The organism is Streptomyces sp. NBC_00647 (assembly GCF_045207245.1).
GTDB lineage: Bacteria > Actinomycetota > Actinomycetes > Streptomycetales > Streptomycetaceae > Streptomyces.
This window is the reverse complement of record NZ_CP109040.1, coordinates 6,204,402-6,217,870: the sequence shown is the minus strand read 5'-3', so window position 1 is coordinate 6,217,870 and position 13,469 is coordinate 6,204,402. Positions and strand designations below refer to the sequence as shown.

Genomic DNA, 13,469 nt, shown 5'->3' with positions numbered 1-13,469 from the left:
CTCCTCATTGAGAACCGTTGCGAACCGTGGTTCGTTGTCGAAGACCCGCGCGGGGCCGGTGCCTAGCGCAGCCGGAACGCCTTCATGACCTTGAGGCTCCGGCTCATGAACGCCGCGTACTTCTCGTCGTCCATACCGAGGGACGGCGCCATCGGCAGCAGCCTCTGATGGGCGACGGTCTGCGCCTCGGTGTACTTGAGGATGCCCTCGGAGCCGTGCCGGCGGCCGAGGCCGGAGTCCTTCATGCCGCCCATCGGCGACTGGACGCTGCCGTACGCGGGTGCGTACCCCTCGTTGACGTTGACCGTCCCGGTCCGCAGCCGGGCCGCGACCGCGCGACCGCGCCGCCCGTCCTTCGTCCAGACGGACGAATTGAGGCCGTACTGCGTGGCGTTGGCGAGCTCGACGACCTCGTCCTCGGTCGTGAACCGGTAGAGGGAGACGACGGGACCGAAGGTCTCCTCGGCGCAGACGGCCATCGGGGCCTCCACTCCGTCGAGGATGGTGGGCTCGAAGAAGTACGGGCCGATGTCGGGCCGGGCGACACCGCCGGCGAGGACCTTGGCCCCCTTGGCGACGGCTTCCTCGACGTGCCGTGTCACCGTCTCCAGCTGACGTTCCCCGACCAGCGACCCCATGTCCGCCCCGTACGCGAGGGACGTGCCGAGCCGCATGGCCCTGGTGCGGGCCGCGAACCGCTCCGCGAACGCGTCGGCGATCGACTCGTGGACGTACAACCGCTCTATGGAGATACAGAGTTGACCGGCGGAGGAGAAGCAGGCGCGGACGGCGCCCGCGGCGGCCTTGTCGATGTCGGCGTCCTCGAGGACCACCATGGCGTTCTTGCCGCCGAGTTCGAGGGAGACGCCGACGAGACGGGCGGCGGCGCCCTGGGCGACCTCCCGGCCGGTCCGGGTCGATCCGGTGAAGGAGACGTAGTCGGCGTGCTTGACGACCTCGGGTCCGACGACGGGCCCGTCCCCGAGGACGACCTGGAAGACCTCGGCGGGCAGCCCGGCCTCGATGAGCAGGTCACGCGCCCACAGGGCGGTGAGGCAGGTCTCGGTGTCGGGCTTCATGACGACGGCGTTGCCCGCGACGAAGGCCGGCAGCGCGTCGCCCACCGACAGTTCCAGCGGGTAGTTCCAGGGCGCGATCTGCCCGACGACACCGCGCGGGTGGCGCAGCTCGGTGACCTTGGTGAGGGTGGGGACCGCGCCGGTGTGCCCCTTGGGGCGCAGGTACGCGGGCGCCTTGCGGCCGTAGTGCCGCGCGGCGACCACGACGGCCTGGACCTCTTCATGGGCGTGCAGCCGGGCCTTGCCGGTCTCCAGCTGGATCAGGTCCAGCACCTCGGCCTGCCGGGCGAGCACGAGGTCGTGGAAACGGAGCAGGACGGCGGCGCGCCGGCGCACGGGGGTGGCGCCCCAGGCGACCTGGGCCGCGCGGGCCCGCTCGAACGCCTTCTCGACGTCCTCCGGGGTGGACTCGGGTACGTCTGCCAGCTTCTCGCCGGTGAACGGCGTGTGGTTGGCGGTCCGCCCGGACCCGGCCACGCCCTTGGTGAGCTGCGCGACGAGCTCGGGGGTGACGACATCGGCGGCGGTACGGACGCCGGCCGGGGCGGGGGCGAGCGGGTTGGTGCCGAGGGCACCGGGGACGCCTGATGCGTCGGTACCGGTCGTCTCGTCGGCGCCGGTCTTTTCCGTGGCCTGCTCCGCGGCCTGCGAGTCCGTCATGAGCCGCAGAGTATGCCTGCTCGCTCCCTTTGGGTACCCGTCGGTAATAGCCTTTCACCGAGTACTCACACACCGCCAGTGATCACTGGCAGCAAACGCGCTGATCAGGGCGTTGTCGATCCGGCGATCACCGAGGGATCGTTTTCCCGGTCACAGTCCGGTCACCGGGGACGAGACCGCGGCCACGGCCACCGCGACCAGGGGCAGCCCGCGCGGCACCGCCGCGGTCGATCACGGCTTGTCGATGTCCAGGTTCGCGATCGCCGCCTCGGCGACCTCACGGCCCCGTGCCGTGAAGTCACCGTCGCCCGGGTAGCTGATCGTGAGCTTGTACATGTCGCCCGCCTTCGACTTGTAGTAGAAGAGCCGGAGTTCGCGGGGGCGGGGGTTCTGGCTGTCGGTGGTCCTGTACCTCACCGTGTTCTCGGCGGACTCCCTGCCCTGATACGTCGCCTTGGCGTCCGGAGTCGTCTTCGGGCCCTCGGGCATGCTCAGGGGGTACGAGCCGCTCGCCTTGAACTCGCCGTCGTCCGCGTACATCTCGGCCCGCGCGGAGTCCTTGATCTCCTTGTTGGCGTCCTCGGACTTCTTGTCGAGGGTCAGCTCGATCCAGATGCTCCCGCTCCAGTCGGTGTACGTGACCCAGTGCTTCTTGTCCGACGTCCGGTCCGGCGTCGTCTCCTGGTAGCCGACGGGCACCGCCAGCGTCGCGGCGACGTCCTTCACCGGCTTCTTCCGCCAGCCGTCCGGCAGCGGACCGGCGAACGGGTCCGCGATCACCAGGCACACCGCCACCGCGGCCGCGACGACCGCCGCTCCGAGGCCGATCAGGGTCTTGCGACCGACCCGGACGCCCCTGCCGCCGGACTCTCCGGGGCCGTCCGGGCCCTCGATCCGCACGACCTGGGTGGGCGCCGGGGCCGGCGGCCGCGCGACCTCCTCCAGGAGGCGCCGCACCTCGGCCGCCGCGGGGCGGTGGGACGGCTCCTTGCTGAGGAGCCCGTTGATCGCCTCCGCGAGCGGGCCGCCCACCGAACCGGGGGCGGCCGGCGTGGAGTTGAGGACCGACTGGAGCGTGGCGGGCGTGTTGCTGCGGCGGAAGGGGGAGACACCCTCGGTCGCGGTGTAGAGCACGACACCGAGGGACCAGAGGTCGGAGGCGGGACCGGGGCGCTGGCCCAGCACTCTTTCCGGGGCGATGTATTCGGGCGAGCCGACGAAACCGCCGGTGTCCGTCAGGCTGGTCTCGCCCTCGATCTGGGCGATTCCGAAGTCGGTGAGCACGACGCGGTCGTGCCGGCCGAGGAGCACGTTGTCGGGCTTGACGTCACGATGCAGGACGCCCGCCGCGTGCGCGGCCTCCAGGGCACCGAGGACCTCCAGACCGACGCGCGCGGCCTCGCGGGCGCCGAGCGTGCCTTCCTGGAGGGCGTCGCCGAGCGAGCGGCCCCGCACCAGCTCCATGACGATCCAGGGCTGTCCGTCCACGACGGCCACGTCGTGCACACTCACCACCGCTGGGTGGTCGAGCCGCGCCGCCGCGCGCGCCTCGCGCCGCATCCGCTCGTACGCGTTGGCACGTTCACGCTCGGGAAGGTGGTCGGGAACGCGCGGCTCCTTGACGGCGACCTCGCGGTCCACGGTCTCGTCCTTGGCCCGCCACACCGTGCCCATGCCGCCGTGCCCGAGCTTGGAGAGCAGGCGGTAGCGCCCGCCGATGAGGCGCCCGGTCCCCGGTTCCGGCGCGGGCTGCGGCGCGGGCTGCGGCGCGGGCTGCGGCGCGGGAGCCTGCGGCTGGTCCGGGACGACACGGGTGGGCGTGGCATACGGATTGCCCGGGTACGGGACGGCGGCGGCCGGGGCCCCCGCCGGTACTCCGGGCACCGCGGCCCTCGGCGGTTGCAGACCGAAACTCGTCGGCTCGTCGCCCCCGTGAGGGACTCCCCCGTTGTCGCTCATGCGTCCATCTCTATCGCGGCAGGCCGGTCGCCATCCAGTCCCGCCGCCCGCCGGTCACAGACCCGTGACGCGCGCCATCCCTTATTTCCCCTTTATGAGGGTACGAAGGCGTCCACTAGGAGGGTACGAAGGTGTCCACCGCGACGTCGAAGTACTCCTTCGCCTCCGTCCCCCGCCCGACCGGCGCCGAGACCCACACGTCGTACATCCGGCCGCCCTGCTCCCAGCACAGGTCGTAGGTGTGCCGTGCGCCCTCCGCCTTGGTGAAGCCGTCCCAGGTGAACTCCCAGAGGGCGGCCGGGTGTCCGTCGTGCGTGGTCCGGGCGACCGTGCCGTCGCGGTACCCGGGGTTGCTGGCGGGCCCCTCGGCGTCCGCCCGGCGCATCACGCCGAGCGGCCCGCCGGTCTCGGGATCGGCCTGCTTGACACCGAGGCGGAAGGTCTGCCCCGGTGACATGTAGAAGACCCGCTCCCCTTCGGGGTCCCGGGTGAAACCGTCGGGCACGGCGAGCGAGAAGCCGTCCGGGTCCGACGCGATGCGGTATCCCGAGGGCGCCGTGCGGGCCGCGGTGGCGGTCGGCGACTGCCGCCGGGTCACCGTGACGGTGGGCGCGGCGCTCGTGGGCGGGGCCGAGTGCGTGCCGGACACCGAGGACGACGTACTCGGCGTCCGTGACGTGCCCGGCGCACTGGACGAGGACGGCCTGCCGTCCCCACCGCCGTTCATCAGCAGCATGGCCGCCGACACCGCCGCGCCGGCCATCGCCGCGACCAGCGCGGCGGCGACGAGGAGACTCCGTGCGGACTGCTTGGGCGGGCCGTCCGCCGCGGTACCGGAAGCGGGCGGCTGCGGCCTGGCCCCCGGTCTGTGCAGAGGTACGTCCCGCCGCGTGGGCGTGTACGGGACCGACAGCCGCGGCGTGCGGCCGGTGTCGCGGTAGGCGCGCAGCATCCGCTCCGCCTCCGCCGCGTCGAGCCGCCGCTCGGGATCACGCTCCAACAGCCCTCGTACGACGGGCAGCAGCGGCGCGGCCTGGGCCGGCGGACGGATCTCGTCGACGACGACCGCGTGCAGGATGCCGCCGAGCGAGTCGCGGCGGAAGGGCGACGCTCCGCTCAGCACCGTGCACAGCAGCGCGCCGAGCGACCACAGATCGGACTCGGGGCCCGTCCGCGCCCCGGCCATCCGTTCGGGCGCCGTGTACTCGGGCGAGCCGACGAACGCGCCGGTCTCGGTGAGCGTCGTCGCGCCCGCGACCTGGGCGATCCCGAAGTCGGTGAGCACAACACGGTCGGTGCCGGCCTCGACGAGGACGTTGGCGGGCTTGAGGTCGCGGTGCAGGACACCGGCGTCGTGCGCGCGGCGCAGCGCCCCGAGCAGATCGATGCCGATACGTGCGGCCTCGCGGGCGTCGACCGGGCCACGCGCCGAGATCCGCTCGGCGAGCGAGCCGCCGTCGATCAACTCCATGACGATGTAGGGGCGTTCGTCGTCCACGACGACGTCGTGGACGACGATGATGTGCGGGTGGTGGAGCTGGGCGACGGCCCGCGCCTCGCGCAGGGTGCGGTCACGCTGCAGACGGGTCTCCTCGACGGAGAGCGAGTCGTCGAGAGCCAGTTCCTTCACGGCGACCTGGCGGCCGAGCAGTTGGTCGGTGGCACGCCAGACGACCCCCATGCCGCCCCGGCCGATTCTCGCCTCCAGCCGGTAACGGCCCGCGATCACGCGGACGTTCTCCCCCTCGGTCCCCATGGGCCCCATCATGCCGCACCGGACGAACGCCTTCCGTGGCGGCGACCGGCCAAGTATGCCGCCGCCCGGGACAGCCGGTGGCGCGCGACCGCTCCTGGGAGCCGGCGAGTTCGGCCAGTTCGCCTGCGTGCGCGACCAGGGTCGGCCGGACGGCCAGGGGCGATCATTTTCGGCCACCGCCTGTTGGGAAAAAGCTACAAGGCAGGGGAAATCGCCAAGAGATAGGCGCCATGCAGGACAAAGCGGGCGGCCGGAATCATGCTGTCATGTGAATCATGGAAGCCTTACCTTTTTCCGCATGGGAAATACGTTGAAGCGCCTTTCCGTCACGAGCGTCGCGGCGGTGGCCATATTCGCCACGACCACGGTGACCAATGCCAGCGCGGCGAGTGGCGGAGCCGCGTGCTCGGTGACCGGCGCCTCGGGGAGTCTCACGTTCACCAACTGGACAGCCCACCATGTGGACATCAGCGGTTGGGTCAAGGACACCGCTGCCGATGGCCACCATGTGGCCATTCGACTCGTTTCCATAGACGGCGGCACTGGATGGGTAACGGAGTGGGCCTGGCATTCCGAATACGACGGAAACGGATCGACCACCTCCTTCAGCACGTACGCGTCGCCCTCCGGCGATGATCTCGACTACATCGGCGCGCAGGTGGCTGTCATTGAAGGGAGCACGATCGTCCGCTCGTGCACGGACTACGCCTGAGCCCCCGACCGCCTGAGCCGCGGCCGGAGCAGGCGGATGCGCGGCCGTCTCCGGCAACGCCCGCGCCTGCCCGGCACGCGGACGGATCAACGCTCCTGGAAGCCCCGCAGGATCCAGTCGAACCGTTTTCTGGTGGTGGCCCAGTCGTCGGCCGGCGAGGACGCGTAGATGGCGTACTCGGTGCCGTCACTGGCCATGTACCCGACGTCGATCGCACGGTAAGGCCCCGGGAAGTAGTGCGGCGGGTCCTTGGCCAGCGCGTTCCACGTGTACTGCCAGCGGGCACCCGGCAGGTCGCGGAACAGCTCCTCCTTGAGGCTCAGCTGCTTGTAGTCCAGCAGGTGCCGTGAGATCCGCTGGTCCAGGTTGTTCATGTGCTCGTACGAGGTCCGGAAGTCCGGCGCGGTGTCGACGGCGACCCGCACGAGGTGCTTGCCCTTGTCGGGCGAGTAGTCGACCTGCCGGAGTCCGTCCTGGTCGATGGAGACGGACCGCTTCCACCCCTTGGGCAGGGAGATGCTGAAGCCCACCGGGTCGTCGTGCTGCTCCCAACCGGCGGGAACCGCCCCCTGACCGCCGCCGTCGCTCGGCGTGGCACTGGCGCTCGGAGTCGACGACGCGGAGGCGGAGCCGCCGGGGCTGCCCGTGCCGAACTGCTGCAGCGCGACCGCGACACCCCCGCCGACGATCGCCGCGAGGGCGACGACCAGGCCGAACGTACGCAGGCGGTGCCGCTTCGGCGGCGCGGGCACGATCGCCACCGGCTGATACGGCGTGGCAGCGGCCGTCTGCGCGCGGGTACCGGTGCGGGTCCCCGTCTCCGTGCCGTACCCCGCCTGGCCCGTCGGCGCGTACGACTGCGTCGCCGCACTCGACAGTCGTCCCGCGGCCGCCTCGGTAAGCATCTGCTCCGCCTGCGCCGCGCTGGGCCGCTCGGCCGGATCCTTGCGCAGCAGCGCGGCGAGGACGGGCCCCAGCGCACCCGCGTTGACCGGTTCGGCGGGTTCCTCCTCGACGACGGCCTGCATGGTGCCGATGGGCGAGGTGCGGCGGAACGGCGACCTGCCCTCCACCGCCGTGTACAGCGTGGCGCCGAGCGCCCACAGGTCGGACGCCGGGCCCGGGTCGTGGCCGCGCACCCGCTCCGGGGCGAGGTAGTCGACCGAGCCCACGACCTCTCCGGTGCGGGTGATGGTGGTGTCGCCCTCGATCTGGGCGATGCCGAAGTCGGTGAGCAGCACCCGGCGGTCGCGGCCGAGCAGGACGTTGCCGGGCTTGATGTCGCGGTGCAGCACGCCCGCCGCGTGCGCGGCGCGCAGGGCCCGCAGGACCCACAGACCGATCCGTGCCGCCTCGGCCGGTTCGAGGCGCCCCTGCTCCTTGACCTCGTCGGCCAGCGAGTTGCCCTCGACCAGCTCCATGACGATCCACGGCCGGTTGTCGTGCTCCAGCACGTCGTGGATGGTGACGACGGCCGAGTGGTTGATCCGGGCCGCGGCCCGCGCCTCGGCGTGGGTGCGGGCGAGCATCCGGGCGACGTCGCTCTCGGCGACGTACAGCGCGGCGGTCAGCTCCTTGACCGCGACCGCGCGGTGCAGCACCTCATCATGGGCGCGCCAAACCCGGCCCATGCCACCGCTGCCGATGGAGTCGACAAGTCGGTAGCGGCCCGCGAGGAGCAGGCCCTGCATCTGATTCACGTTTCCCCGCAATGGTCTTGACAGGGTCAGACTAAGGAGCGGTCACCCACCAGGGAACAAGCGGGGTCGTACGGAGACCGCACTGTGACGGTTCTCCCTTCCCTGTACGGGAGGGAACCGTTCGGCGTTCAGACGTCCTCGCCTGCACAAACGCGGCGTCCGGTGTGCAAAAGGGTTGTTCAGCGGGTGACTTGGTAGGTCGACGACGCCTGCTCGTAGAGCCGTGTCACCTCGTCGCGCTCGGCATCCGGGCCGCGCACCTGGACCACGTGGTAGTGCCCGCCGACGAGGATCGCGAGGTTGCGCACATAGAGCGAACGCCCCGCGGAGTCCTGCCAGGTGAACTGGCCCTCGGCCATCACCTTGCCGCCCACGTCGATCCGCCGCATCCCGCTGGAGGTGGCCCAGGTCGAGTCACGGAAGGGCTGCAACTCCTTCTCGTTCTCCCGCTGGTAGGTCATCGGGTCGCTGCCGTAGGTGGCCGTACTGTCCCGCCCGGGCACGACGATGAGCTCGAAGTCACCCTGGGAGTAGACGATCTGGCCGCTGCCGTTCTTCGGCGAACGGTCCCAGCCGCTCGCCACGGCGACCCGGAATCCCTCGGGGTCCTTGCGGAGCGTGAAGCCCTGGGCGACATCGGGGTCGGCGCTGGTGTGCGAGGAGGTCGAACTCGACTTCCCCGAGGGGCTTTTGTCCGGCCCCGGTGAGGTCTGGTCGGGTCGTGGCTCGCTGCTCGCCTTCGCGTCGCCGCCGGTGTCGGGGGTGGGTCCGGCCTGTCCGGCGGCGCCGGTCCGCTGCTCGCCCGTGCCGCTCCGGTCCGACTTGGGCATGAAGACCATGGCGTACGCGACCGCCGCGGCCAGCAGGAGCAGGATCAGCAGGAGCAGATTCCGGCCCAGCCGGCGGGGCCGCGCCGAACTCTCCTTCCTGGCGCGCTTGTGGCGGGCGTGCGGACTGGTCGCGGGCAGCCCGGCGCGACGCCTGCGGACGAGCTCGCCCCGGCGCCGTACGATCGGCAGCCGGCTCGGGTCGGCGGGCGGCACGGGCACGACGTGCGCCCCGGCCTCGGGCTCGGGCGCGGACCGCACCAGGGAACGCAGCCAGCCACGCAGCTCCTCGAAGTCGAGCCGCTCGGTGGGGTCCTGGCGCAGCAGCGACTCGACGACGGGCCGCAGCGGTCCGCACTCCTCGGCGAAGGCGGGCGGCTCCGCGCACACCAGCTGCACCAGTTCGGCGGTGTTCTCCTCCGGATACGGCGCGTGCCCCTGTACGGCGCGGAAGAGCAGCGCGCCCAGGGCCCACAGGTCGGTGGCCGGTCCGATCGGAGCCGCGAGCTGCCAGTTCTCGTGCACCGGCCCGGCCTGTTCCGGCGCCCAGCGCTCGGTCACCGGTCCGACCACGGCCATCCGTGCCTGCCGGGCCCGCTCCGCCGCGAGCGCGGTGGCGGGACCTCGCCGCGGCGACGCCCCGACGACCAGCTCGCCCCAACCGCCGCTGCGGCCTTCGGGGTTGTACGGGGCGGGGGCGGGACCCTGCCCGATACCGGGAACCCGGGTGTGGTCGGGGGCCGGGGAGGCGCCGGGTCCGCGGGCGTGCCCGGACTCGGTGAAACCGCCCGGAAGTCCGGGTGCCTGGGTGTACCCGGAAGCCTGGAAGCCGCCGGTGAACCGGCCGTTGTCCGGGCCCCGGCCGGTGTCGGGAGACCCACCTGGGGCCGGGACGCCGGTACGACCGCCGTGCCCGGCGACGAAGGGCTGCTGTCCGGGCCCGGACGCGGGGCGCTCGTACCCGGTGGCCCCCATGGCCGGCGTGCCGCCCGCTCCCGGGGGGAGGGTGGGGTGCCCTTGGCCGTTGTCCCCTCCGACGGGTCCGGCAGGGCGTGGCTGAGCCCCGTGCCAGGTGGCGCCCACTCCGTACGGGTCGGCTATCTGGCCCGGAGGGGCGGTGCGGGGGCGCTGCTGCCCGCCTTGACCGGGCAGCAGCGCCTGCCCGTGCGCCCGGTCCTGCGGGGAGTGTTCGGAGACGCCGTACGGACTGTCCTGGTCGGCCTGTCCGTTCTGCTCGCCGGGTGCCGCGGGCCGGGGTGCCGGAAGCACGAGCGGGTCGCCCCGCTGTTCCCCCTGGACGCGGGCCGCGGCGCGCGCTCCCGCGCGGTACGCGGCGATGGCCCCGGCGCGCGCGGCGCGGACGTCGCTCTCGGCGCCCCCCGCTCCCCCGCCCGCGTCCGATCCGCCATCCGCGTCCGATCCGCCGCCCGGCACGGCCCGCCCCGCCGGACCTGCCGCTTCGAGAGCACGCGGGCCCCTGCCCGCCGTACCCGCCGCGGGCGTCCCCGGAACCGGTGTTCCCTGCTCCGCCCGGGCCTCGATCGCCGCCCGGCGGGCCTCTTCGGCATCGGCACCGGACGTGGCCGCCACGGCGACACCGCGCGCGGTACCGCCTCCGAATCCGATGCCGCCGGCGGGACCGCGCCCGCCCGTGCCGCCCGGCCCACCGGCGCCGGCACCACGAGGGGCACCCGCGTCCGGCCCGGCCGGACCAGCGTTCCCGGTCCGCCCGGAGCCTCCGCCGAAGCCGGGCCGCGCGAGGCCGCCCTCGGCGGCCCCAGGACCCTGCCCGGGTTCACTCGTGAGGTCGTCCTCCCGCACCGGCACCGGGTCGTACCCGCACAGGGCTTCCTCGGCGGCACCGGCCGCCAGTCCGGTCAGCAGTACGCGGCCGTCGTCGCAGACGAGCACCGTGCGCACGGTGATGTTCCGGTGGACCCACCCGTGCGCGTGCAGGACTCGCAGCGCGGTCAGGACGTCGGCGGCGACCTCGGCGGCGCGGTAGGGGCTGAGCGGCTTGTCGGCGAGCAGCGCCGCCAGCGGCCGCGCGGGCACCAGCTCGCTCACGATCCAGAGCGACCCGCCCTCGGCGAACACGTCGAAGACCTGGTCGAGGCGGGGATGGTCGGGGATCTGCGCGGCGGCCTGGGCGGCCTCGATCGCGCGGAGCACCGCTGGTTCGGTGGGCCGGCGCGTGGTCCGCGCGGAGGCCCGCCGCACCCCGCCGTCCCGGGCCACGAACCCTTCGGGCAGCCCGTCCGCGTCGAGCATCTCGGCCTCGACGACCTCCGGCAACGGCACCTGCCGTACCAGGACTTCCTGCCCGCTGTAGGTGTCGAAGGCCCGGCTCTCGGCGAGTTCGTACTCGTCGGACGGCGGCAGGGGCAGGCGGTAACGGTCGGCGAGTACCCGTCCCGCATAGTCGTCCACGATGCCTCCCCCAGCCGACCGGTTGGTCAATTCCGTTCGCCTTGCGTTCCGTTGTGGCTTCGTACGGTCCGCAACCACTCACGATACGTGCCCGAGGCAACCCGCAGAGCGGTGATGCGAGATCTGGGGCTCCCTGCCGTGGCGGAACGTCACCTCGGCGAGCGGTACGTCACGACTTCGGCTGGAACGTCTCGGTCAGCGTCTTCCACGTGTTCTTGCGCAGAGCGCTGTCCCACGCGGACGCCTTCGCCGTGTACATCAGCGCGTACCCCTGATGCGCGTTCACGACGAAGCCGCGGTCGATCGACCGGTACTTGGTGCCACCGTCGACATAGGTGAACTCCCAGTCGGCCGTGTTCCAGTCGCGGTAGTCCACCTTTTCTATGCGCACCCTCGAGTACTGGGAGCGGTTCATGTAACGCTCCTGGTTCTTCCAGTCCGCGACCGGGTCGTCCTTGGGCGTCGTCGTCCAGCCGACGAGGAGCTTCTGCCCGTCGGGCCCCGTGAACCGGGCTCCCGCGGCGTCCTGGGACTGGTACTTCCATCCCTTGGGCAGCCCTATCGAGAAGCCCTGGCCGCTCTTGTACGTCCTCGCGGCGCCGGAACCCGATCCCGACTCCTTGCCGCCACTCGAACCGTCCGACGTGTTCGCACTCGCGCTCGCGTCCGAGGAGGCGTTCGCGCTCCCGTCCGCATCCGAGCCGGAGCCCGACTTGTCACCGCTGTCGGTACCGGTGTCGGTGCCGTCGTCGTCGTCCTTCTTGGTGTCGTCGCCGTTCCCGCTCCCGGACGTCGCTCCGCTGGAGGCGGTCGTCTTGCCGGCGCCGGTCTTGCTGTCCTTGGAGCCGTCGTCGTCCCCGCCACCGAGAGTGAGGGCCAGAACGGTGCCGAGCACGGCCAGCGCCAGGGCCACCGCGATGATCACCAGCGTGCGGCGCGGCACGACATCCGTCAGCGACGCCTTCGGCGCCGGCCGCGGTGGCCGCTCGGGGGCCACCGGCCACCCGGAACCCGAGGCGTTCCGCGCACCGGAGGCACCCGCAGATCCGGCACCCCCGGCCGAACTGGAGTTCACCGACGCACCGTCACGGCCCTCCGGCTTCCGCGGAGCGGGCGGCACGGACGAACCCACCGAGGCGGACGGCACGGAGGTGCCGCCGACCGTACCGGCAGCCCCACCGGACCCGGCACCCGTGCGCGGGGAGGCCGCCCCGGCGTCCCCGTCCGCCCGGGAGGCGTCCGAGCCGCCGGCCGTCTTCGCACGGGCCGTCGCCGCCGCGGTGGCCGCCGCCGTGGCGGCACCGGCCGCCGTCGCGGCCTTGCGCACCGAGCGCAGCGCCCCGCGCAGCCGCTCCGCCGGCTCCTCGCCCTTCCTGGCACCCGAACCGCGACCGCCCGCGCCCCGCCGGCCCGAATCTTCCGGCACCGGTGGCATGGCCACGACCTTCGTCGCGTCCGGCGGCTCCGGCAGCGACTGCTCGGGGGCGGGCGCGCGCAGCACTTCGTTGAGCATCGCGCGGGCGCCCGCGTCGTCGAGCCGCTGCTCGGGGTCCTTGGCGAGCAGGCCGTAGATCACGTTCTCCAGCGGGCCCGCGTTCTTCGGCTGTTCCACCGGCTCGGTCATCACGGCCGTGAGCGTCGCGATCGCCGAGCCCTTGTCGTACGGCGGCACACCTTCCACCGACGCGTACAGCAGACCGCCGAGCGACCACAGGTCGGCCGCGGGGCCGGGCTTGTGGCCGCGCGCCCGCTCCGGCGAGATGTAGGAGGGCGCGCCGACGAGCATGCCGGTCGAGGTGATGGACGGGTCGCCCTCCACCTGCGCGATGCCGAAGTCGGTGAGCACGACCCGGCCGTCGTCGGACATCAGCACGTTCGACGGCTTCACGTCCCGGTGCAGGATGCCCTCGCGGTGCGCCGAGCGCAGCACGTCGAGGATGGCCAGGCCCACCTCGGCGGCGCGCTTCGGCGTGAGCAGGCCGTCCTCGCGGATGGCCTCGGCGAGCGACTTGCCCTCGACGAGCTCCATCACGATCCACGGCCGGTTGTCCTCGTCGACCACGTCGAAGACCGTCACCGCGCCGCTGTTGCGGATCCGCGCGATCGCCTTGGCCTCACGCAGCGTGCGCGTGATCAGCCGGCGCTTCTCCTCCTCGTCGATGGCCGACGGGAACCGCAGCTCCTTCACGGCGACCGTGCGGCCCAGGGTCTCGTCCTGCGCGCGCCACACCGTGCCCATGCCGCCGCGGCCGAGAACATCCCCCAGCCGGTACCGCCCGGCGAGGAGACGTTCGCTCTTGTCCTGACGGGATGCTCCCGCCCGCTCCGCCTCCGACATGCGTCCCC

The 13,469-nt window shown here is 72.6% G+C and carries 7 protein-coding genes; 1 reads left to right on the top strand and 6 read right to left on the bottom strand.

What is annotated here, in order from left to right; all coding sequences use genetic code 11:
- Positions 1-62: 62 nt before the first annotated feature.
- The 3 genes from OG788_RS27440 to OG788_RS27430 form a co-directional block, all read right to left on the bottom strand.
- Positions 63-1,739 (bottom strand): succinic semialdehyde dehydrogenase, encoded by a 1,677-nt coding sequence (locus tag OG788_RS27440; protein ID WP_406374087.1) that lies wholly within the window; start codon positions 1,737-1,739, stop codon positions 63-65.
- A gap of 231 nt (positions 1,740-1,970) precedes the next feature.
- The gene (locus OG788_RS27435; RefSeq protein WP_406374086.1) at positions 1,971-3,698 is read right to left on the bottom strand and encodes a serine/threonine-protein kinase; all 1,728 of its coding nucleotides are present in this window, start codon (positions 3,696-3,698) and stop codon (positions 1,971-1,973) included.
- Between the two features lie 115 nt (positions 3,699-3,813).
- Positions 3,814-5,454 carry a serine/threonine-protein kinase gene (locus tag OG788_RS27430; protein ID WP_406374084.1) on the bottom strand — a complete coding sequence of 547 codons (1,641 nt, stop codon included), beginning with the start codon at positions 5,452-5,454 and terminating at the stop codon, positions 3,814-3,816.
- Between the two features lie 298 nt (positions 5,455-5,752).
- On the opposite strand from OG788_RS27430, the gene OG788_RS27425 reads away from it, so the two are divergent.
- On the top strand, positions 5,753-6,166 hold the full coding sequence (locus OG788_RS27425; RefSeq protein WP_406374083.1) for a hypothetical protein: 414 nt from the start codon (positions 5,753-5,755) through the stop codon (positions 6,164-6,166).
- A gap of 86 nt (positions 6,167-6,252) precedes the next feature.
- Here the strand turns inward: OG788_RS27425 and OG788_RS27420 are convergent, their stop codons facing one another.
- The 3 genes from OG788_RS27420 to OG788_RS27410 form a co-directional block, all read right to left on the bottom strand.
- Positions 6,253-7,857 (bottom strand): serine/threonine-protein kinase, encoded by a 1,605-nt coding sequence (locus OG788_RS27420; RefSeq protein WP_406376857.1) that lies wholly within the window; start codon positions 7,855-7,857, stop codon positions 6,253-6,255.
- A 188-nt stretch (positions 7,858-8,045) separates the two neighbouring features.
- The gene (locus tag OG788_RS27415) at positions 8,046-11,123 is read right to left on the bottom strand and encodes a protein kinase (RefSeq protein WP_406374081.1); all 3,078 of its coding nucleotides are present in this window, start codon (positions 11,121-11,123) and stop codon (positions 8,046-8,048) included.
- A 169-nt stretch (positions 11,124-11,292) separates the two neighbouring features.
- Positions 11,293-13,461 carry a serine/threonine-protein kinase gene (locus OG788_RS27410; protein ID WP_406376856.1) on the bottom strand — a complete coding sequence of 723 codons (2,169 nt, stop codon included), beginning with the start codon at positions 13,459-13,461 and terminating at the stop codon, positions 11,293-11,295.
- Positions 13,462-13,469: the final 8 nt, after the last annotated feature.